Source organism: Haladaptatus ordinarius, from assembly GCF_054177595.1.
Genome location: NZ_JBPEHH010000047.1, coordinates 16,787 through 36,511, shown reverse-complemented (window position 1 = coordinate 36,511; position 19,725 = coordinate 16,787). Strand labels below are relative to the sequence as shown.

Below are 19,725 nucleotides of genomic sequence, written 5' to 3'. Positions count from 1 at the left end.
AGTCGGATCGTAGCACTTCGACGCATCTGGATCGGCGGGCATCGCCCTCACATCGGTCGAATCGATGCGGTAGGTCACGTCGAGCAGGCCGCCCGTCGCGGCCTGCTCGACGAGGTGGGTGAAGACATCGTCAGCGATGTGTTCGAGGTCGGTGAGGAAGCGATCGACCGCGTCTCTTGACGGCGGTCGATCGAAGCCACAGCTCAGCCAGACAACCGCGTTCCGAAGCTCTCGTTCAACAGGACGGATGCCGTAGATGTCCTTGTAGTAGCAGTGGAGAAAGCCACGCATCAGCTCTGGTGGTTCGTGGTCTCGTGTTCGCCCCGTCTGCGCCGGGACGAACACGTCGAACTCTTCGAGAAACTCGAAGGAGAGGTGCTCGAACAGCGCTAGCGTCTCTGTCTCCACGACATTGAAGAAGGACTCTACCGAAGGATATCTTGCAGGGTCACTGAACTCATTCCACTTCAGCGTTCACCCTGCTCTTTGGAGTGCTAATCGTTCTATGACACCCTCGACGGCGGCCAAACTCTGAACACCGAGGTTTAGAGCAGCAACGAGAAGTTGTGGAGACCCAGGAATCCGTACCACGCACTCGCTGCGAGATACGTGGTCGTCCGGAACGCGGCCGGATACCCCTCGGGTGCCCACGAGTCGGGGACCAGGTGGGCGACGAGAAGACCGCTCTCGGCGAGGATGGCGACGCCGACCACGGCGAGGACGAGAGTGATGAGCGAGCCAGCGACCATCCCGAACTCCTGCATGAGCGTCCGGGTGAGCCACACCGACTCGAACACGTCGTCACGGAGGTGGAGGACGGTAATCGTACTCACGGCGTCGAGCGTCTTGCCGCCGACGAGAACCAACAGCAGCAACGCTCGATTCGGCGCGAGCGACGGCCACTCGACCGCCGACTCGTATCCTCCTGCAGAGCGGTTCGACATACCCTCACATACGGTCCAATCCGACTTTGTTATGGTACGGTTAAGCACGACGTAGGCTGGAACTGACGCCGGCGTACCGGCATACCCGACGGTCGGCAACGAGCGGAACGGAGGAGGAAATTCGAGATGGACCGACCTCGTTTCGGAGTACGACCCTAGCGCTCCGGTCGTCTTCGACCTCGACTTCGGTCACACTGCCCCCGTCGCCCCAATCCCGGTCGGTGATATCGTGACTATCGACCCCGAACGTGAACGAGTCGAGTTCGAATACTGATAACAAGATTCTAATAGTCGACGGGGGCTGAGTTAATACATGACCGTCGTCAGCGTCTCCATGCCGGACGAACTCCTCGAACGAATCGACCAGTTCGCGGACGAACACGGGTACACTGGACGAAGTGAGGTCGTCCGAGAGGCGAGTCGGAACCTCCTCGGCGAGTTCGAAGACCGGCGACTCGAAGACCGGAAACTGATGGGAATCGTCACGGTTCTCTTCGATTACGAGACGACGAACGTCGAAGAGCGGATGATGCACCTCCGCCACGAACACGAGGGACTCGTCAAATCGAACTTCCACAACCACGTCGGCGACCACTACTGCATGGAGTTGTTCGTCATCGAAGGAACGCTCGACGAGATATCGGCCTTCGTCGGCAAGATTCGCGCCACGAGAGACACGCTCACGGTCGATTACTCCGTCACGCCCGTCGACGAGTTCAGTCCGCTGTCCGAGACGAGCTAATCGACGAGACGGACCGTATCACCGATTTCGACGCTCGACGCGCTCTCTACCGGGAGTTCGAACAACGTGTCCGCCTCGGCTTTCGCCAACCCGGTCCAGGCCGAGAGTCGTTCGACTCGGTTGACTTCCCCCGCCTGCGTCCACACGACGTCCAGCGGAAACGGAACGAACACCATGTGAACGTCGCGCATCGCGACGTCGTCGAACCGGAACGACAGCGCGTAGTCGCCGGAATCGACCGCCGGAACATTAGCCCACGCGCCCGCGAGAGAAACGAGTCCGCCGTCTCCACGTTCGTTGCCAGCGTCCGCGACCCGTCGTCTGATTCGTGTACGACCCGCACGGCGCACACTGCTCACGGGGGAGACAAAACTTTTGTGCGAGAGCGACGCTACGAACCGACTATGGAGAAGACCCCGTCGGGAACCACCGTCGGCGTGGACGACCCCTACGACCACGCCGGACTCTGCGACCACCTGACCGACGAGGGGCAGTGTCGCTACGCCTTCGACCATCCACAGCACGACCCCGAGTTCGCTCGCGAGCGTCGAGAGGAGGAGTTTCGATGTCCGGTCGCCGACCCGGACGGTGATTGGGACTGGAGCGACTGTCCGCATTTCCGGTGTCGCAACCGTGACCGCCAGTGCATCCGGTGTGGCCTCGAAGAGCGTCGGATGGCCCACTCCGACGAGCGACCGCTGCTCGAAGAACACCACCTCTCCTACGCGAGCGAGGGCGAGACGCTTTCGCACGAGATAACGGTCTACCTCTGTCGGTGGTGTCACGCGAAAGTCCACAAGTCGTGGGCGCGCATCGACGACGACGTGAACCCCGACCCGGAAGCACTCGCCGAAGCCGAAGGCCGCCGGAGTCGAGAGCAGGTCGAAACTGCGTTTGAAACCGCCGCAGAACGGTACGATCCGGAGTAGAACTCAGCCACCACCGGTCCCGTCAGTGCGGACGACCGCCCGTGTCAACAGCGAGGGAGAAGAGGACCGAGACGACGAACACGACCAGGTACGCGACGAAGATTCGGTCGTCGACGATTCTCTGTGAGACACCGAGTGTGCCGATTGCGATACCCGACTCGGACCGGAATCGTCGGGAGAAGATGGATGGGCAGTTGCTTCGCCTTGCGCACGCCGCCAGAGGCTACATGCGTGTGGATGGTGTCCGTTCGAACATGGAGAGTCTCAACCCCGCGACCGGCGAGGTACTGGAGACGATAGATGGGGACGACGAAGGGGCGGTAGACGAGAAAGTACAGCAGGCACACGAGACCTACGAGGAGTGGCACGAACGACCAATCGAGGAGCGCCAGCGACTCATCTCGAAGGCGGGCGACGTGCTGCGCGAGAACAAACGGCGCTACGCCGAGTTGATGACCAAGGAGATGGGGAAACCCATCGACAGCGCAGTTGCCGAGGTGGAAAAGTGCGCGTGGGTCTGTGATTACTACGCCGAACACGCCGCCGAACATCTCCAGGACGAACACATCGGGACGGAACCCGACGTGGAGAGCTACGTCTCCTACGAACCGCTCGGAGTAGTGCTGGCGGTGATGCCGTGGAACTTCCCCTTCTGGCAGGTGTTCCGATTCGCCGCACCGAACCTCACCGCCGGAAACGTGGGCCTGCTCAAACACGCCTCGAACGTCCCGCAGTGTGCGCTCGCCATCCAGGAGGTGTTCGAGAAAGCGGGATACCCCGAGGGAGCGTTCACCACGCTGCTCGTCGGGTCGGACGAGATGGAGAACGTCATCGAAGACGAGCGAATCTCCGCGGTGACGCTGACGGGAAGCGAACCCGCCGGACGCGCGGTCGCGGGGACCGCCGGAAGGGAGCTCAAGAAGACCGTCCTCGAACTCGGCGGGAGCGACCCCTTCGTCGTGCTCTCCGACGCCGACGTCGAGGACGCCGCGACGACCGGCGCACAGGCCCGGTGTATCAACGCCGGGCAGTCCTGTATCGCCGCGAAGCGGTTCGTCGTCCACGACGACGTGTACGACGAGTTCGTGGAACGGTTCGCCGAGGCGATGGAATCGATGACCATCGGCGACCCGATGGACGAGGAGACGGACATCGGCCCACAGGCCCGCGAAGACCTGATGGAAGACCTCCACGAGCAGGTCGAAGCGAGCGTGGAGGCGGGTGCGACCGTCGAGATGGGGGGGGAACCGCTCGACCGCGAGGGGCCGTACTACCCGCCGACGATTCTGACGGACATACCCGACGGCAGTCCCGCCGCGGACGAAGAGATGTTCGGCCCGGTCGCGGCGGTGTTCCGCGTCGGCGACACCGAGGAAGCCATCGAACGCGCCAACGACACGAAGTTCGGTCTCGGCGCGAGCGTCTGGACACAGGACAAGGAGAAAGCCAAGCGCGTCGTCCCCCAGATAGACGCCGGGTGCGTGTTCGTCAACGAACTCGTCAAATCCGACCCTCGGGTCCCCTTCGGCGGCGTGAAAGCGTCGGGGTACGGACGAGAACTCTCCCGGCACGGGATTCGAGAGTTCGTGAACGAGAAGACGACGTGGATTGCGGAGATGTCGAGTGGCGACGGGGGCGTCGAGTAGTCAGTCGGCGTCTGCCGGGTCGACCACCGCACCCGACTCGACGTCCACCCCGACCTGCGCACAGATATCGGACATTGGACACGCCTCGGGGCCGTCCAGGCACGCAGGCTTGCGGGCGGAGCAGTACTCCCGGCCGAACTGGATGCTCGCGGTGTGCCCGAAGCCACACTTCGCCGCCGGAACGTCGCGCTCTAACACCGACCGAACCGCCTCGTGGTCGGCATCCGCCGGCGCGATGCCGAGCCGCCGATAGATGCGGTGGACGTGCGTATCGACGGGGAAGACGCCCGCCTGCCCACCGGAAAAGAGGAGGACGCAGTCTGCGGTCTTCGGGCCGACGCCGTTCATCTCGAGGAGGGTGTCGCGCACCTCGCTCGGGTCGTGGTCCGTGACGAACTCGTCGAACCCCTCGGCTCCGCCGTACGCCGCGAGGACCGCTTCGGCCGCCTCGACGAGCACCGTCGCCTTCTGGTTGTAGAGGCCCGCCGAGCGAATCGTGTCGGCGAGTTCCTCGTGGCTCGCGTGCGCGAGGGTTTCGGCGAGGTCGTCGCCGCCGTACTTCGCCACGAGCGCGTCGTGGGCCGGTTGGCTGGCGACGTCGCTCGTGTTCTGGCTGAGGACGGTGCGAACCAGACAGGTGAACGCGTCCTGTCCGCCATAGGTCTTCTGCCAGTAGCGTTCGCCGAGTCGGTCGACGACCTCCTCGGCGCGCGTCTCGGCCTCGCCGGGAGGGAACGCGCCCTCGACGCCGCCGCCCGCCGTGCCGCCACTGATGTTCTCGGTCGGTTCCGGGTCGTCCATGAGACGACGTTCGACCCACTACCGGAAATATGTGAATCCATGCTTGTTATTGACACACATACTTCTCAAAACCGTTATAGATATCAGAAATGCTATGGTACGGCGGTCGAAAGGCTAGACGGGGGAGAAACATGAGCGTCACGCTCAGCCAACTCAGACGGGCAGAATCACCAGAAATCGCCACGACGATTCGGAACGCAGGAATCGCGGGCGCGGGGGGCGCAGGCTTTCCGACGTACGCGAAGTGGCAGCACTTAGACGAGGTGCCCTATCTCCTGGTGAACCACCAGGAGAGCGAGCCGAACTATTACATCGACAAGTGGATGGGAGAGACTTACGCCGAGGAGTACGCGACGTTCTTCGAGGCACTCCTCGCGAAAGCGTTCGATTTGACCGTCGTCAGTGCCAAAGTAACGGACCGAGACGAGTGGATGGGTGAACTCGAATCCGCGACCGACGCGACGGTGTTCGACCCGGACGACCTCCCGCTCGACCCGGCCGAGGAATCGGGCGTCGTGTTCGCCTACACCGACGACCGGTACGAGTACGGGATGGAGCGGGTACTCCTCCGGTTGGTGGCGGATGTCCTCATGCGTGACGAGTTGCCGATGGACCACGGCTGGATCGTCCAGAACACCGAGACGATGTACAACATCTACCGAACCCTGACGGAGGGCGAGGCGATGACGCGAAAGTACGTCCACGTCGATGGGAACGTCCCGCGTCACCGATTTCTCGACGTGCCGGTCGGCACGCCCGCCTCGACGCTGCTCGAGGCGGCGGGTAGACCGCCTTCAGAACTCGGCGACCACGAGATGCTGGCCGACGGTGGCCCGGGATGGTGCTTCGAAATCGAAGCGTCGGCGTCGGAGTTCGGCGTGACGAAGCGAACCAACTGCGTACTGGCACTCGACCGCGACGTCGCCGTGGAAAACACCCTCGGAGAGGGTCGAATTAACGTGCTCAGCACGCGCGAGTGGACGGACGGACACGAGGTCGAACCGACGGTACTCGACCCCGACACCGTCAGAATTCCGCTCGTCACCAACCCGGCGTTCGAAGGCATCGTCAAGCGGAGCAGACCACTCGTAGAGGAGGGAGACGACGTCGAAGCCGGGGAGATGATTGCCACCCCCGGCGAGGAGGGCATCAGCAACACCCAGCACGCGTCCATCGACGGAACGGTCACGGCGGTGACCGATACGCACGTCGAGATTCGTCGCACGGTCGATACCGGGAGCCAGTTGGTCCACGAGCGGATGATCTACTGGACGTGGTGTGACGAATGTGGCGCGTACATCGCCCGACCCGAACGGGCGTTCCTCGGCGAAGGAACTCACTACGTCTGCCGGGACTGCCGATAGGTCACTGTTTCGGGGTCAGTCGGGATTGCGGGTTACGGTGACGGCGTGCTCGTCACGTCCGCCCGAATCCACGCGTTCGTATTTTTCCGGTCGCAGATTACCGTGCTCTCACCGTCTTCGTAACTCGCGTATCTGTCCAGGTCGTCGTGATTCGGTTTCTGCGGTTCTACTTGCTCGAGTGGTGGTTCGTTCTGCATTTCTCTCACCGATGCGTGACACGAAGACACGATTTCCGTCTCAGTTCGTGATACAGAGGAAATAGGTCGAGAGGTAAAACGCCTCTGGTCGGATAAGATTAACAGTACCATGAATGGTATGTTTTGACATAGCACATTCGACTCGCACCTCGGCGCAGTGAACCCTACGACTCAACCGTTACCGTCACGACCGCTTCCACACCGTCTGCCAGCGCCGCAACCAGTTCTCGGTCGAACCCGTCTGCCGCGAACTCCGCACCGACGACGACGGTTCGCTCGTCCACGTAGTCGCTCGTTCTACCCACCATGCTCCGGTCGCTCTCGAAGGTGAACTCGGGGTGGCCCCGCCCGGAGACCGTTTCTTCGTGGCCGGCGGCTTCGATGGTGACCGAGATAGTCGCATCGGGCTCTCGACAGGCATCGACGAACTCGGGGGCGAAATCGGACGGCGCACGATCCGCTTCGATGGCGAGGATGCAGTCACCGGCGGGCGTGAGAAAGTCGTCGGTCGTAACCTCGAACGTGCTCGCGTGCTCGGCGCTGACGTTCTCGTGTCCGCGTGCGTGAATCGTCTCTTTCACGGCTACATCTTCGCGTCGAACTACTTCAGAACGACTACTTCGGACGAGTGGAGTGGTCTCCAGTCACCGCGTCACGGTGATAGTCACCGCGCCACAGTCACACTCGTAGGCCCGCCGCGTTCCGGCAGGCATCTCCATCACGAGCATCAGGTTCGAATCGCCGAGGTCGTGTTCGCATCCCGTCGCTTCACACGTACACCGCAGGCGTTCTCTCATACGAAGACGGTGGCCCGCTACCCACCTTAAACCGACCCATGTGCGGGGTGAAAGTGAAAGTAGTCGGTCCCGCCCCAACCGCACCTGTCGACCGACCGATAGTCGTGTCTCCGTCGAGGAAACCACGTACCAGCAGCACGGCTATTTATAACCTCGTAAGCGGGAGTATGTCAACGGTTTCCACGGGTTTCGAGGCGTGTGCTAACCGTTTCCATGGATCTGGAGGGCACAAACTTTAAATATCTATGCCGAATATCTGGTAGTACCTGAGCGCTTCCGGCGTCCACGGTAGCACCGCGCGTCAACCAATGAAATGGGAATCTTGTAATCGACTGGTTGGTATTAGAAGAAGAGTAGCGACGCTCACGTGGGCCGGAGCGGAAGGCACCGAGGTATAACTAAGCATGGTAAGCGTAACAGAAGAGGAACTTCAGAACAAGTCGAAAGGTGAACTTATTAAACTCGCAGGACAGCTCCGAGACCGACGGAACGAGCTGAATCAGAAAGCGAGCAAACGCGCGTCTAACCGCGACGAACTCAACGCGAAGACGCGTGAGAAGGTGGACGAGGCGCAGGAACACCGTGAGAAGCGCGACGAACTGAACGAGAAAGTTCAGGAACACAAAAACCAGCGCAACGAACTCAACGCCGAGGCGAACAAGCTCTTCGAGCGCGTCGAGGAGATGAAGTCTGACCTCGAACTGGACGAGGGAAAGGACTTAGAGCAGCTCAAGAAGGAAATCGAAGAGCTCGAGTTCAAACAGCAGACCGAAGTGCTGTCCACCGAAGACGAGCGCGAACTCATCGAGAAAATCGAAGCCAAGCGCGACGAGTACCAGCAGCGCAAGGACAAACTCGACCAGAGCGACGACCTAGAAGAGCTCGTCGAAGAGGCTGAAGAGGTGCGCGCCAAAGCGAGCGAACACCACGAGAAGGTGACCGAACTCGCTGACAAGGCTCAGCAGCACCACAATCAGATGATCGAGGCCTACCGCGAGGCCGACGACATCCGCGACGAGGCCGACGAGATGCACGAGAGCTTCGTGGAAGCACAGGAAGCCGCCGACCAGCACCACGAGGACTTCGTGCGCGTCCAGAAGCGCCTGCGCGAACTCGACAAGAAAGAGGAAAAAGAGCGCAAGTCCGAGAAGGCCAAAGAGCGCGAGGAAGCCAAACAGGAAGCCGAGGAAATCTACCAGCAGTTCAAGGAAGGCGAAACCCTCGACACCGAGGACCTGATGAAACTCCAGAAGACCGGCCTTCTGTAAGCGCGGTTCTACTCTTTTCTCCCTTCGCGAACATTTAACGCCGTCGGCTACTCATCGGTGAGTATGGCAACCGGAGATGCATCCGACAGCAGTGGCCGCGCCGCCCGGAGAACGCTCGTGGTCGTCGGAGCACTGCTCACCATCGCAATCGCCTGGTGGCTGTTTCTCGTCACCCCCGACTCGCTCGCGGAACTCCTCGGCGTCGTCCTCGTCCTGATTGCGGGCGTGTTCGGCGCACGGTTCGCCGCCCGCGTCGCGGCCAACCGCTATCCCGACTACGACGTGGCGGAGGTCGCCGTCGAAGGGCCCATCAGCAGGAGTGGTCGAGGGGCGGTCCCCTCGTCGGTCGGCACGCCGGCGGACGACATCGTAGAGCAAATCGAGCAGGCGGACGACGACCCCAACGCGAAAGCGCTCTTGCTCCGACTGAACACGCCCGGCGGTGAAGTCGTCCCGAGCGACGACATCCGCCTCGCCGCAGAGCGATTCGACGGGCCGACCGTCGCCTACGCGACCGACGTGTGCGCGAGCGGCGGGTACTGGATCGCCAGCGGGTGTGACGAACTGTTCGCGCGGGACGCGAGTCTCGTCGGGAGCATCGGCGTCATCGGATCGCGAGTGAACGCGACGGACTTGGCCGACAAACTCGGACTCTCGTACGAACGACTCGCCGCGGGCAAGTACAAGGACGCCGGCGTCTCGTTGAAAGAGATGAACGACGACGAGCGCGAGTACCTCCAGGGACTCATCGACGGGTTCTACGAGGATTTCGTCGAACGCGTGACGGCGGGCCGCGACATCGACCCCGAAACCGTCCGCGAGACGGAAGCGCGCGTCTACCTCGGCGAGGAAGCCCGCGACGTCGGTCTCGTCGACGAAATCGGAACGCACGAGGACGTGCGAGACCGAATCGCCGACCGACTGGGCGTGCCCGAGATTTCGGTACAGGAGTTCGAACCACGTCGCAGCCTCCGTGAGCGACTGAACATGGGAGCGCAGGGAGTCGCCTACTCGTTCGGCGCCGGCGTCGCGAGCGTGTTGGGTGAGGACGGTGACGTCCGCGGATTCGACTTCCGCGTTCGATAGGTCGAAAACGAGAGAAGACACGGGAAGCGAGTAGACAGTTTTTCCCTGCCCGCCTTCGAACCCGCACTCGAATGCCTGCGCCGAACTGGAACGCTTTCGCGTTCGTCACTCTCGTCGTTCTCGCAGTCCTTATCGCCTTGGCGCGAGCCTCGCAGGCGATGTTGTCGGGGAAGCCGGGTAAGGGAGAACGCGGAGCGTCGGCGGAGAACTCCGCCGAGCGTGCCCGGTCTGAAGTTCCCGCATCGGAATCCACGCGGATAGAACCCAGTGAGCGTGGGGCGACCCGGCAGGCCGCCACGTCGGAACCGGCCACCGAACCCACCGAACCGGGGTCGTCCGCCCCGGAGAAGCCGAAACCGGAACTCACGTCGAGGACGCTCCTATTGAACGTCGCACTGAGTCAAGGGCTGTTCGGCGCGGTGCTCGTCGGTGCAGCGTTGGTCGCCGCCATTCCACCGAGGGCACTGGGCGTGGGGGCGGTGACGCTCGCAGAACTGGGGTGGGGCGTCGGACTCGGCGTCGCGCTGTTCGCGGCGAACGAGCTCGGGCAGTACGCGGCGGACGCGCTGGACGTCGATTACGAAGACGGCCTGCGCGAACTGCTCACGCCCCGGACTGGGCGGGGATGGGTCGTCTTGCTCGTCGTTGTCCTCCCGGTCATCGCGGGATTCGAAGAACTCCTGTTTCGCGCGGCACTCGTCGGTGCGCTGGAAGCGGGCTACGGCATCTCACCGTGGTTCCTCGCGGTCGGGTCGACGGTCGCGTTCGCCGTGGGCCACGGCGCACAGGGCCCGGGCGGAATCCTCGTGACGGGGGCACTCGGCGGCGTGCTGGCCGCCGCGTTCGTCCTCTCGGGCAGTCTGGTGGTGGTCGTCGTCGCTCACTACCTCGTCAACGCGTTGGAGTTCGTCGTCCACGCCGGTCGTGAAACGTAAGTAGGTCTCCATGAGCTACCGCTCTTGGCTGTCTACCCACGGTACCGTCGTTCGACGGTTCGAGGAACCACCGCTGGTCGCCGTTCTCGTGAGCGAACCGAAAGAGAACGAGAAGCGTTACCGTTCGTCGCTATCCAGCACCCGAATCTGGTCGCCGCGCACCGTCACCGGAATCGGAACCGTCGCCTCGTACAGTTCGACCGTCACCTGGTCTTTGCCCTCGTCGATACGTTGCACCTGCGCCTTCTCGCCTTTGAACGGTCCGGCGATGAGTTCGACGATGTCACCCTCCGCGATGCCCTCCACGTCCGGCGTCGGCGAGAGGAAGTGTTCGACTTCGGAGATGCTACTCGTGCCGGGCACCATACTCCGGGCGTGTGGAATCTCTTCCAGCACTCGCTGGATGACCGCGTCGTTGTCCGCTTCGACCATCACGTAACTGGTCAACGAGTCGGGCGCGAGGACGGCGTGAATGTCGTCTTCTTCCCGGTTGACTATCATATCCGCGACAGTGCGTTCTTGGCTTGCCGTGGTCTTTACTGCGTATATTCCCATTTGATTCACCTACGCCGGAATGAAGCTCATGATCGCGTAGATAACGAAGCCGAGCAGTCCGACGAGCATGATGCCCGCACCAGCTATCTTCGATATCTTCGAGAACTCATCCCACGAGGGCGTACTCGCCAGTTTGAGCACGCGCACGTACGATCCGAGGTCGAGTTTGACGTCCATTGTTGGTTGTGCTTGGCTGTCGGGCTTTTTCTATCTTTCCAACGTCATCCGTCAGATACGTCCTCGAACCACCCCGACACAGAGACGACCAGTGACGTGGTCGAACCGCGACGGTCACCGCCGTGGCTGGCGGTAGAAAACACACCGACGAACGTGACGAACGGGAACGACCAGAAAGAGCGGGCTGTACCCGAAATCCGAATCCTCGTCGTTCGACGCGGGCGTCGGTTTATTCGACGTAGTCGATGTCCTCGCGTCGGTTCGTGGCCTGTGCCTCTTCCTCGTCGCTCCGACCGTAGATCTGGGGCGACTGGACGCCCGTGACGACGATCATCGTGCGCATGGCACCCTCCAGGTCTTCGTCGATGGAGGTTCCCCAGATGATGCGGGCGTCGGGGTCGATGCGGTCGTAAATCTGCTCGACCACGCCCTCCGCCTCTTCGATGGACATGTCGTTGCCACCGGTGACGTTGACCAGCGCGGATTTCGCGCCGCTGATGTCCACGTCGAGCAAGGGCGAGCGCAGGGCACTCTTCACCGAGTCCTGGGCTTTCGAGTCGGAATCACTCTCGCCGAGACCGATCATCGCCACGCCGCCTTTCTCCATGACGGTGCGAACGTCGGCGAAGTCCAGGTTGACGAGGCCGGGCTTGGTGATGAGTTCCGTGATACCTTTCACGGAGCGCATGAGCACCTCGTCGGCCACCTTGAACGCCTGCTTGACGGGGAGTTTCCCGACCGAGTCGAGCAGTCGGTCGTTCGGGACCACGATGACGGTGTCGCTCACGTCGCGCAGTCGTTCGAGTCCGGCCTCGGCATTGGTGCGCCGGACCTCGCCCTCCGCCGTGAAGGGCGTCGTGACGATGGCGATGGTGAGCGCGCCAGCCTCGCGCGCCGCCTTGGCGACGACCGGGGCACTTCCGGTACCCGTGCCACCGCCGAGTCCGGCGGTGACGAACACCATGTCCGACCCCTGAATCGCGTCGTATATCTCCTCTTGACTCTCGAGGGCGGCCTCCTCGCCGACTTGCGGGAGCGACCCTGCGCCGCGCCCGTTGGTCTTCTGTTCGCCCATCAGAATCTTGGTGTCTGCCTCGACCTCCACGAGGTGCTGGACGTCGGTGTTCGCGGCGACCAGCGACGCGCCGTGGATGCCCTCCTCGGCCATCCGGTTTACCGTGTTCCCGCCGCCGCCGCCACAGCCGACGACGGTGATGTTGGTCTGTAAGTCTTTGAGTACGTCTTCTAGCTCCTCGTCGGTCATCGTGCCCGACGGGCCCGTGTTCTTGGCGGCACCACCCATCTGGTTCTGCTGAGGGGGCTGTTGCTCTCCCTCCGCCTCCTCAATGGCGTCTTCTACAATCGAATCCATCCTTGAAGCTTGATTTACAAACGCAGATTAATTATCTTTCCCCCTCTGGATGACGCATGTCTGACGGATGGTCACTCGTCACACGATACCATATCACACAGGGAATCGGTCCGTTCGCTCGGTCTGAACGACGGTCGGTGGAATCGTCTCGCCGTCGACGGTCACCGGGACGCCCGACGAGAGTTTGCCGAACTCGGGACCTTCTGGCACGCCCAGGTTGCGAGCCTTTCGCGGGTCGAATGCGACCTCGCTCGCGACAACTTCCTCAGGCGTCCGCTCGACCTCGTCGTACCTCGCTTCGAGCAGCGCGACCAGTCCGTCCACGACCGCGTCGTAATCGGTCGCGCCACGAACCGCCGCACGCCCCGCCGCTAAGGTGCCACCTTCCGTCGTTTCGAACGCGAGAGAGTTCTCCGCGACGATTTCCCACACCTGCTCGCGGTCGATGCTCGCCGCGCTGGCGAGCAGTTCGTCCGGGAGCGAGACGACTTCGAACGTCGACGTCTCGGACGCGAGGTCGCCGAATCGAAGCCCCGACTCGACCGGCGACAGGGCCGACTCCAGTCGGTCCGCGAGTTCGAGGGGGACGCCGGACACCTCTCGAACCCACGTCTCGCTCACGGTTCGGTAACCGAGGTCGGCGACGACCGAATCCAGTTCGGGATACTCGCCCTCGCAGACAGCGTGTGTCGCGCCACTCCGCTCGAACGCCTGCCGAATCGTCTCGCGATGTTCTTCCGGCGACCCCATCGTCTCCAGATTCCAGTCCGAGGCGATGTGGCCGACTGCCCACTCCGTCTCGCGGACGATGCGCTCGAATCGCGGGGCGTAATGTCCCCCACCGAAGCCGACGAGCTGGCGCTCCCGGTCGGGGTCGACGCCCCGGAGGTCCAGGATGGCGCGGGCGACGGCGCGGGCCGCGTCTGGGTCGCGCCACTGCTCTTCGTCGCTTCCGAGTTCGACGAACATCGAGGGGACGCCGACGCTGCTCGGACCGTGGTGGGTACACTCCATCCCCACCTCGTAAGCCTCCGGTGCGTGCGCGTCGAACGCCCGGAGCAGGCAGGCCTGTGCGTTCGGGGACGCGCGAGCCAGCTCGCCGTCTTCACCGCCGTACTCCGCAGGGCCGAAGTTCCCCGTGAAGTGGGCGGTGAGCAGTGGGCCGGTGTCACCCGAGTGTCGCGAGGCGAAAAGGAGCATGTCGGCGTCGGAGAAGGCGGCCACCGCGTCCTCGACGTCGAGGTGGAGGGCCTCAAACTCCCGGAGTTCGAAGCCGTCGGTGCGATAGAAGCGACCCCCTCCGTCGGCGTCGGGGCGCGTTTCGTCTTCGTGGGCGGTCCACTCCGTTTCGGCGAGCAGGTGCTCGCCGATGTGTTCGGAGGCGTAGTCGGCGCGGCTGACGACGACGGCAATCACGGCCGAGAGTCTGCGACGGCGAGGAAAAAGTCCGTCGAATCGGGTAGCAAGGATTAAGCGATTCGGCAAAAAAGAGACAATATGAAAGTACTCGTTCCAGTCGACGGGTCAGATTGCAGTTTACGGGCACTCGATTTCGCCACGGAGTTCGCACGACGATTCGACGCGGACCTAGACATCGTCCACTTCACGGACATTCGCGGCGAGGATACAGAGGAACTGCTGAACCGGGTCGAGGAGACGCTCGAGGAAGCGGGAATCGAGAGCGACGTCTCCGTCTCGACCGACGTCCGTCTCGGGGATTTCAAGTCCTCGAGCCGAGTCGGGAAGAACATCCTGTCGACGCTGAAAGACGACGGCTACGACCACGTCGTCATGGGCCACCACGGTGACGGTCGAGTCGAGAAGTTCCTTCTAGGTAGTGCGGCCGAAACCGTTCTGAAATCCTGCGAAATCCCCGTCACCACCGTCCCGTAAGCATTCGAAGGGAGATAGAACGGCTTAATTACGGCGGGTAAATAGAAACTCGTAGAATGAACGTTACGGCTATCACTCCACTGGCAATTCTACCGTCAGTGTGGGAACACACGATACTGCTTTTCGTGTCGTTCGGCCTCCTCTTGCTCGGCGCAGAGGTGTTCACGAACGGCGTCGAATGGCTCGGCCACCGACTCGGCGTGAGCGAGAGTGCGACCGGAAGCATCCTCGCCGCAGTCGGAACCGCCCTCCCCGAGACGATGATTCCCGTCATCGCCATCTTCTACGCCAAAGACGCCAGTTCCGCCGACCACGTCGGCGTCGGTGCGATTTTGGGCGCACCGTTCATGCTCGCCACCATCGCCATGTTCCTCGTCGGCTCCAGCGTCTACTACTTCTCCAGCCGACGCGCACACGGCATAGAGATGTACTTCAACCAGAAATCGACGCGCCGCGACCTGAGTTTCTTCCTCGTCGGCTACTCGCTCGCATTCGTCGCCGCGCTCATCCCGCGGAATCGCGAAATCGTCGCGGGTATCCGTGGCGAGACCTTCATGCTCGGAATCGGAGTGTCGCTCGTCTTACTGTACGTCTACTACATCTACCGGTCGCTCCAGGGCGGCGGTCTTGTCGAGGAAGAGGGACTCGAAGACCTCTTTCTGGGTGGATTCGTCGAGCGATACGTCCCCGGCATGCACGAACAGGACGAGCACGCAAGCGACCCGCACTTCGGACTCGTCGCACTCCAGTCGGCGTTCGCGCTCGGTATCATCGTCGGCGGCGCACACCTCTTCGTCACCGAAGTCGAGTGGGTCTCGCGGCACATCCTCAGCATCCACCCCGCGATACTCGCGCTCCTCATCGCGCCGCTGGCGACCGAACTTCCCGAGAAGTTCAACAGCGTCATCTGGATCTCCCGCGACAAGGACACGCTCGCGCTGGGGAACATCACCGGTGCGATGGCGTTCCAGGGAACGCTCCCGGTCACGCTCGGTATCGTCTACACCTCGTGGAACCTCTCACTGGACTGGGGGACGGTCGGATTCCTGAACGGGCTCTCGGCCCTCCTCGCCATCGTCAGCGGCAGCATCCTCTATCTCCGCGCTCGGAACGTCCAGGGAGGGAACATGAAAGCCAGACCCTTCCTCATCGGCGGTCTGTTCTACTTGCTGTTCATCCTCATTCTCGTCTATCACTCGATGTTCCTCATCAGCGCAGATGCCATCAGCGGCGGGCACTGACGCGGCTTTTTTCCCTTCGAACCGAGTAGCCGATGCATGGACGTCTACGGACTGGTCGGCAACCCGGTCGGCCACTCGCTCTCGCCGCCGATGCACGAGGCTGCCTACGACGAACACGGACTGGACGCACGCTACGTCACCTTCGAACCGGACGCCATCGGCCCGGCGGTCGACGGGGCACGGGCGCTCGGTATTCGCGGGCTCAACGTGACGATTCCGTTCAAAGAGGACGCGCTCGAACACGTCGAGCCCGATTCCCTCGCGGCGCGAATCGGCGCGGTGAACACCATCGACTTTTCGGGAGAGTCGACGCCGACGGGACACAACACCGACGCCGACGGCGCTCGGCGAGCGTTCGAGCGTCACGGGGTGTCACTCGACGGAACGTCGGCCGTCGTGGTCGGGGCAGGCGGTGCTGCCCGCGCCATCGCCGTCATGCTGGTCGACGAAGGAGCGACGGTCGAGGTCGCGAACCGAACCATCTCGCGTGCCGAGGCCCTCGCGGCGGACGTGCCGACTGCGAGCGCGCACGGACTCGACTCGCTGTCCGAACTGGTTCCGGACGCAGACGTGCTCGTCAACGCGACGAGCGTCGGGATGGAAGCCGACGTGTCGCCGGTTCCCTCCGAATCGCTCCACGCCGACCTCGCGGTGATGGACGCGGTCTATCGGCCGCTCGAAACCCGACTGCTTCGCGAGGCCGCGTCGTGCGGGGCGACGACCATCGACGGAGCGTGGATGCTCCTCTTTCAGGGGGTGGCGGCGTTCGAATGCTGGACCGGTCGGAAGGCACCGGTAGACCGGATGGACGCGGCCTTGCGAAGACGGCTTTAAGTGAAGTGACTTTGTACTGTCCTATAATGAGGCTTATCACACGGCTGAAATCGTTGCTCGGTCTCGGCGAGGAACGGTCGCAGAAGCGTCAGCGTGACGCAGGCGTGACGATTGAGCGCGAACCGACCGAGACGACAGAGCAACCCGACGCGACGAACGAGAGGGCAGTGAAACAGACAGACGAGTCCCCGGAGGAAGACACGAGCGTCTCGACGGAGAACCTCGTGGACGAGGACAAACCGACGAAACACATCGAAGAGGCCGAGTCGGACACCGCGGCAGAACCGGCGGAGGCGACTGGCCCGGGGTCCGAAGCGAGCCAGCCGGCGCAGACGGAGGCGACCGAACCGGAGCCGAGTCCGGACGGGATAGAGGAAGCGACAGCGGAATCGGAACTCGAAGAAACCGAAGACGAAGAGCCAGCGACCGAAGCAGAGTCGGAGACGGAAGAAGAACTGGCAGTCGAAAGAGAGTCGGAACCCGAGACGGAGAGTCCGTCCGACGATGAGTCAGCGGACGCCGCCAAAGACGAACGACCGCTCGAAGACGTGAAAGGAATCGGCCCGGCGTACGCCGAGCGGATTCGGAATGCGGGCATCGAGAACTCGGCGGAGTTGGCGGTCGCCGACCCCGAAGAGCTCGCAGACGAGACCGACCTCTCGCCGAAGCGAATCGAAGGCTGGATAGAACGTGCGAAGTCGATGTGAGGAACCGACCGTCGTCACCTCGCGGGCGTCGTACCGTGAGGTGGCCCACGACGCACCGCCGGGTGCGCGGGTACCCGTCGAAGTACAGGTACAGGTGAGCGATCCGTTTCTCGCATATCGGCGCGCACGTGACGGTGCTGGCGGTTTCTATCTGGCGACGACCGGCGGGCAATCGGGGTGGGGTTACTTCGGGGTCGAACCGAGACACCGACTCCAGGCGCACCCACGGGCAGAATCGCTCACCGACACACGGGGGTCGCCGACCACACCGGGGCCGAGTCTCGGTGCACTGGCCGGCGTGCTAGACGACGAGCAGCTGGTGCGCGGCGCGTGTGACGTACCGTATCCCTGTGGCCTGTTCGGGTGGCTCTCGTACGACCTCGTGCGCGAACTCGAATCGCTTCCGGGGGCGGCGGACGACGACCGACGACTCCCACGACTCCAGTTCGGCCTGTACGACTACGTCGCGGCGTGGAAGGCCCAGGACGATTCCGAGAGCGTCACGCTTCGGGTGACCGCGTGCCCGCGACTCGACGACGGCGTTTCGGCTGATGACCCCGACCTCGACGCGACGTACGACGCCGCCCGCGAGCAGGCGCTGGCACTCGCGCGGGCGGCCACGCACGGAGACGCAAGCGTCGGCGCGCCACCCACCGACGAGCAGGGGTCGTTCGTGAGCGCGTGCGGAACGGAGGCGTTCGCAGAGCGCGTCCGGGCGGTCAAACGCCACGTCCGCGACGGCGAGACGTTCCAGGCGAACATCTCCCAGCGGCTCGAAGCGCCGGCCAGCGTCCATCCCGTCGACGCGTTCGACGCTCTCCGGCGGGTGAATCCGGCACCGTACTCGGCACTGTTGGAGTTCCCCGGCGTCGACCTGGTGAGCGCGAGTCCCGAACTCCTGCTCGACGTCGACGGCGACCGCCTCGTGACCGAGCCCATCGCGGGGACGCGTCCGCGGGGAAAAACGCCCGCCGAAGACGCCGACCTGGAGGCGGACCTGCTGGGAGACGAGAAAGAACGCGCGGAACACGCGATGCTCGTCGACCTCGAACGGAACGACCTCGGGAAGATAGCCGAGTGCGGGAGCGTCGAGGTGACCGACTACCGCCGCGTGGACAGGTACTCCGAGGTGATGCACCTCGTCTCCGAAGTCACGGCACGGCGTCGTCCCGACGTGGGCCTGACAGACGCCATCGCGGCGGTGTTCCCCGGCGGCACCATCACGGGCGCGCCCAAACCCCGAACGATGGAGATCATCGACGAACTCGAATCGACGCGACGGGGGCCGTACACCGGCAGTATCGGCGTGCTCGGCTTCGACGACCGTGCGACCCTGAACATCGTCATCCGGACCCTAGTGCGCCACCGTGACGAGTACCACCTGCGAGTGGGCGCGGGCATCGTCCACGACTCCGTGCCGGAACGGGAATTCGAGGAGACGCTGACGAAAGGGAAAGCGCTGGTGAGAGCTATCGACGATGTTCTGGGCCAGGACGGCGGGTTTTCGGAGGAATAGGGGATTCGGCGTCGATGAGGAACGGGATTCGGCGTTGTTCTCTCTCGTCCACCTATTTGTACTGGAATGTACTGGGTTCGATGGGGCGTCGATGATGAATTCTCGAACGTTGAGACGGACGAGTTTCCGGAGTGACGGTGTCCTCGAAAGCCCCCAGTCGCTCGCCCCGCCGGGCCGGACTTACTCCGTTCGTCCGGTCGCCGCCCCCTCGGTCGCGGCGATCTCGGTGCGCTCCTCGCCACTTCGTTCCTGCGGTGCTTACGTCGTCCAGGCGGGAGCGACCGACCAGCCCCTTTCAGTCCCACCCCGCACCGCCACTCGTCCTCCCTAGCCTCCTGCGTTTCTCACTTCGTTGCGATACTCGTCCCTCGCGTGGGCACGCCCGCTGGGCGTGCCGTCGCGCACCACCGCACGGCCGACCCGCCGCCAAGCGCACACCAGTCAGTGATGAAAAGCGCGCCAGTCCGTCCAAGTATTTCCCTGGTGTCCTCGTGAGCAACGCGAACGAGGGCTCGTCAGAGCTTGCTCTGATAGTGGATTGAAAGGGCGAGTGGGGTAGGCGAAGCCCGAACCTCCAAGCACCGCAGGAGCGCAGGGCGGTTCGCGCGAGTCACGCGAACGGACGTGAGTGTGACCACGGAAGTCGCAGCCCGCGCAGCGTGAGCGAGCAGGACCGTCTTCCGGTGGCCTAGCCCACGAGGGCTTTCTAGGACACTGCTTT

General features: G+C 63.2%; 21 protein-coding genes and 2 pseudogenes. 12 read left to right on the top strand and 11 right to left on the bottom strand.

The features are described 5' to 3' along the window. Both ACR3FF_RS16490 and ACR3FF_RS16485 read right to left on the bottom strand, forming a co-directional pair. Positions 1–461 (bottom strand): annotated as a pseudogene (locus ACR3FF_RS16490) (IS5/IS1182 family transposase); the annotation flags it as partial. An 84-nt stretch (positions 462–545) separates the two neighbouring features. Then, complete coding sequence (locus tag ACR3FF_RS16485) at positions 546–944, bottom strand: hypothetical protein (protein WP_458189186.1); 399 nt, start codon at positions 942–944, stop codon at positions 546–548. Between the two features lie 313 nt (positions 945–1,257). Between ACR3FF_RS16485 and ACR3FF_RS16480 the strand changes: the two genes are divergently transcribed. Next, complete coding sequence (locus ACR3FF_RS16480) at positions 1,258–1,686, top strand: CopG family ribbon-helix-helix protein (RefSeq protein ID WP_458189185.1); 429 nt, start codon at positions 1,258–1,260, stop codon at positions 1,684–1,686. On the opposite strand, the pseudogene ACR3FF_RS16475 reads toward ACR3FF_RS16480, so the two are convergent. Continuing rightward, positions 1,683–2,029, bottom strand: a pseudogene (locus ACR3FF_RS16475) (DUF192 domain-containing protein). The gene ACR3FF_RS16480 and the pseudogene ACR3FF_RS16475 overlap by 4 nt on opposite strands. Positions 2,030–2,090: 61 nt before the next feature. On the opposite strand from ACR3FF_RS16475, the gene ACR3FF_RS16470 reads away from it, so the two are divergent. Together ACR3FF_RS16470 and ACR3FF_RS16465 are read left to right on the top strand one after the other, a co-directional pair. Next, positions 2,091–2,615, top strand: a complete 525-nt coding sequence (locus ACR3FF_RS16470; protein ID WP_458189184.1) for a DUF7097 family protein — start codon at positions 2,091–2,093, stop codon at positions 2,613–2,615. Positions 2,616–2,869: 254 nt separating this feature from the next. Next, the gene (locus ACR3FF_RS16465) at positions 2,870–4,261 is read left to right on the top strand and encodes an NAD-dependent succinate-semialdehyde dehydrogenase (RefSeq protein ID WP_458189189.1); all 1,392 of its coding nucleotides are present in this window, start codon (positions 2,870–2,872) and stop codon (positions 4,259–4,261) included. Here the strand turns inward: ACR3FF_RS16465 and ACR3FF_RS16460 are convergent, their stop codons facing one another. Beyond that, on the bottom strand, positions 4,262–5,062 hold the full coding sequence (locus ACR3FF_RS16460) for an endonuclease III domain-containing protein (protein ID WP_458189183.1): 801 nt from the start codon (positions 5,060–5,062) through the stop codon (positions 4,262–4,264). It abuts the gene before it with no gap. 131 nt (positions 5,063–5,193) lie between these two features. On the opposite strand from ACR3FF_RS16460, the gene ACR3FF_RS16455 reads away from it, so the two are divergent. Beyond that, positions 5,194–6,426 (top strand): NADH dehydrogenase subunit, encoded by a 1,233-nt coding sequence (locus ACR3FF_RS16455; RefSeq protein ID WP_458189182.1) that lies wholly within the window; start codon positions 5,194–5,196, stop codon positions 6,424–6,426. Between the two features lie 32 nt (positions 6,427–6,458). Here the strand turns inward: ACR3FF_RS16455 and ACR3FF_RS16450 are convergent, their stop codons facing one another. The 3 genes from ACR3FF_RS16450 to ACR3FF_RS16440 form a co-directional block, all read right to left on the bottom strand. Then, a complete protein-coding gene (locus tag ACR3FF_RS16450; RefSeq protein WP_458189181.1) occupies positions 6,459–6,623 on the bottom strand; it encodes a DUF7331 family protein in 165 nt (54 codons plus the stop codon). Between the two features lie 164 nt (positions 6,624–6,787). Next, positions 6,788–7,204, bottom strand: coding sequence for a DUF371 domain-containing protein (locus ACR3FF_RS16445; RefSeq protein ID WP_458189180.1), 417 nt, complete (start codon positions 7,202–7,204; stop codon positions 6,788–6,790). 63 nt (positions 7,205–7,267) lie between these two features. Continuing rightward, positions 7,268–7,420, bottom strand: a complete 153-nt coding sequence (locus ACR3FF_RS16440; protein ID WP_458189179.1) for a hypothetical protein — start codon at positions 7,418–7,420, stop codon at positions 7,268–7,270. 404 nt (positions 7,421–7,824) lie between these two features. Here ACR3FF_RS16440 and ACR3FF_RS16435 point away from each other — a divergent pair, with 404 nt between their 5' ends. The 3 genes from ACR3FF_RS16435 (at position 7,825) to ACR3FF_RS16425 (ending at position 10,709) form a co-directional block, all read left to right on the top strand. Continuing rightward, a complete protein-coding gene (locus ACR3FF_RS16435) occupies positions 7,825–8,688 on the top strand; it encodes a coiled-coil protein (RefSeq protein WP_458189178.1) in 864 nt (287 codons plus the stop codon). A gap of 63 nt (positions 8,689–8,751) precedes the next feature. Further along, positions 8,752–9,774 carry a signal peptide peptidase SppA gene (gene sppA, locus ACR3FF_RS16430; RefSeq protein WP_458189177.1) on the top strand — a complete coding sequence of 341 codons (1,023 nt, stop codon included), beginning with the start codon at positions 8,752–8,754 and terminating at the stop codon, positions 9,772–9,774. Between the two features lie 71 nt (positions 9,775–9,845). After that, positions 9,846–10,709, top strand: a complete 864-nt coding sequence (locus ACR3FF_RS16425; RefSeq protein WP_458189176.1) for a CPBP family intramembrane glutamic endopeptidase — start codon at positions 9,846–9,848, stop codon at positions 10,707–10,709. 117 nt (positions 10,710–10,826) lie between these two features. Here ACR3FF_RS16425 and ACR3FF_RS16420 read toward each other — a convergent pair whose 3' ends face one another. The 4 genes from ACR3FF_RS16420 to ACR3FF_RS16405 form a co-directional block, all read right to left on the bottom strand. Further along, positions 10,827–11,264: a transcription elongation factor Spt5 gene (locus ACR3FF_RS16420; RefSeq protein WP_458189175.1), complete on the bottom strand. Its 438-nt coding sequence runs from the start codon at positions 11,262–11,264 to the stop codon at positions 10,827–10,829. A gap of 9 nt (positions 11,265–11,273) precedes the next feature. Beyond that, on the bottom strand, positions 11,274–11,441 hold the full coding sequence (locus tag ACR3FF_RS16415; RefSeq protein WP_458189174.1) for a protein translocase SEC61 complex subunit gamma: 168 nt from the start codon (positions 11,439–11,441) through the stop codon (positions 11,274–11,276). Positions 11,442–11,670: 229 nt separating this feature from the next. Continuing rightward, positions 11,671–12,813 carry a cell division protein FtsZ gene (gene ftsZ, locus ACR3FF_RS16410; RefSeq protein WP_458189173.1) on the bottom strand — a complete coding sequence of 381 codons (1,143 nt, stop codon included), beginning with the start codon at positions 12,811–12,813 and terminating at the stop codon, positions 11,671–11,673. Between the two features lie 93 nt (positions 12,814–12,906). Next, entirely contained in the window at positions 12,907–14,229 is a 1,323-nt protein-coding gene (locus tag ACR3FF_RS16405; protein ID WP_458189172.1) for a D-aminoacyl-tRNA deacylase, read from the bottom strand. Between the two features lie 81 nt (positions 14,230–14,310). Between ACR3FF_RS16405 and ACR3FF_RS16400 the strand changes: the two genes are divergently transcribed. Genes ACR3FF_RS16400 through ACR3FF_RS16380 form a run of 5 tightly spaced genes read left to right on the top strand, consistent with a single transcriptional unit; the run spans position 14,311 to position 19,004 of the window. After that, the gene (locus ACR3FF_RS16400) at positions 14,311–14,706 is read left to right on the top strand and encodes a universal stress protein (protein WP_458189171.1); all 396 of its coding nucleotides are present in this window, start codon (positions 14,311–14,313) and stop codon (positions 14,704–14,706) included. A 56-nt stretch (positions 14,707–14,762) separates the two neighbouring features. After that, positions 14,763–15,947, top strand: a complete 1,185-nt coding sequence (locus ACR3FF_RS16395; protein ID WP_458189169.1) for a sodium:calcium antiporter — start codon at positions 14,763–14,765, stop codon at positions 15,945–15,947. 36 nt (positions 15,948–15,983) lie between these two features. After that, positions 15,984–16,781, top strand: a complete 798-nt coding sequence (locus tag ACR3FF_RS16390; RefSeq protein WP_458189168.1) for a shikimate dehydrogenase — start codon at positions 15,984–15,986, stop codon at positions 16,779–16,781. Between the two features lie 26 nt (positions 16,782–16,807). After that, entirely contained in the window at positions 16,808–17,488 is a 681-nt protein-coding gene (locus ACR3FF_RS16385; RefSeq protein WP_458189167.1) for a helix-hairpin-helix domain-containing protein, read from the top strand. Then, complete coding sequence (locus tag ACR3FF_RS16380; protein ID WP_458189165.1) at positions 17,472–19,004, top strand: anthranilate synthase component I family protein; 1,533 nt, start codon at positions 17,472–17,474, stop codon at positions 19,002–19,004. Before ACR3FF_RS16385 ends, ACR3FF_RS16380 begins: the two co-directional genes overlap by 17 nt. The last annotated feature ends 721 nt before the right edge of the window (positions 19,005–19,725 follow it).

Excerpts from the sequence above, each read along its gene's own strand:
- ACR3FF_RS16465 (WP_458189189.1), top strand. The coding sequence starts at position 2,870 with ATGGAGAGTCTCAACCCCGCGACCGGCGAGGTACTGGAGACGATAGAT.
- ACR3FF_RS16470 (WP_458189184.1), top strand. The coding sequence starts at position 2,091 with ATGGAGAAGACCCCGTCGGGAACCACCGTCGGCGTGGACGACCCCTAC.
- ftsZ (WP_458189173.1), bottom strand. The coding sequence starts at position 12,813 with ATGGATTCGATTGTAGAAGACGCCATTGAGGAGGCGGAGGGAGAGCAA.
- ACR3FF_RS16440 (WP_458189179.1), bottom strand. The coding sequence starts at position 7,420 with ATGAGAGAACGCCTGCGGTGTACGTGTGAAGCGACGGGATGCGAACAC.
- ACR3FF_RS16480 (WP_458189185.1), top strand. The coding sequence starts at position 1,258 with ATGACCGTCGTCAGCGTCTCCATGCCGGACGAACTCCTCGAACGAATC.
- ACR3FF_RS16395 (WP_458189169.1), top strand. The coding sequence starts at position 14,763 with ATGAACGTTACGGCTATCACTCCACTGGCAATTCTACCGTCAGTGTGG.
- ACR3FF_RS16390 (WP_458189168.1), top strand. The coding sequence starts at position 15,984 with ATGGACGTCTACGGACTGGTCGGCAACCCGGTCGGCCACTCGCTCTCG.
- ACR3FF_RS16420 (WP_458189175.1), bottom strand. The coding sequence starts at position 11,264 with ATGGGAATATACGCAGTAAAGACCACGGCAAGCCAAGAACGCACTGTC.
- ACR3FF_RS16400 (WP_458189171.1), top strand. The coding sequence starts at position 14,311 with ATGAAAGTACTCGTTCCAGTCGACGGGTCAGATTGCAGTTTACGGGCA.
- ACR3FF_RS16425 (WP_458189176.1), top strand. The coding sequence starts at position 9,846 with ATGCCTGCGCCGAACTGGAACGCTTTCGCGTTCGTCACTCTCGTCGTT.
- ACR3FF_RS16415 (WP_458189174.1), bottom strand. The coding sequence starts at position 11,441 with ATGGACGTCAAACTCGACCTCGGATCGTACGTGCGCGTGCTCAAACTG.
- ACR3FF_RS16435 (WP_458189178.1), top strand. The coding sequence starts at position 7,825 with ATGGTAAGCGTAACAGAAGAGGAACTTCAGAACAAGTCGAAAGGTGAA.
- ACR3FF_RS16450 (WP_458189181.1), bottom strand. The coding sequence starts at position 6,623 with ATGCAGAACGAACCACCACTCGAGCAAGTAGAACCGCAGAAACCGAAT.
- sppA (WP_458189177.1), top strand. The coding sequence starts at position 8,752 with ATGGCAACCGGAGATGCATCCGACAGCAGTGGCCGCGCCGCCCGGAGA.
- ACR3FF_RS16485 (WP_458189186.1), bottom strand. The coding sequence starts at position 944 with ATGTCGAACCGCTCTGCAGGAGGATACGAGTCGGCGGTCGAGTGGCCG.
- ACR3FF_RS16385 (WP_458189167.1), top strand. The coding sequence starts at position 16,808 with ATGAGGCTTATCACACGGCTGAAATCGTTGCTCGGTCTCGGCGAGGAA.
- ACR3FF_RS16455 (WP_458189182.1), top strand. The coding sequence starts at position 5,194 with ATGAGCGTCACGCTCAGCCAACTCAGACGGGCAGAATCACCAGAAATC.
- ACR3FF_RS16460 (WP_458189183.1), bottom strand. The coding sequence starts at position 5,062 with ATGGACGACCCGGAACCGACCGAGAACATCAGTGGCGGCACGGCGGGC.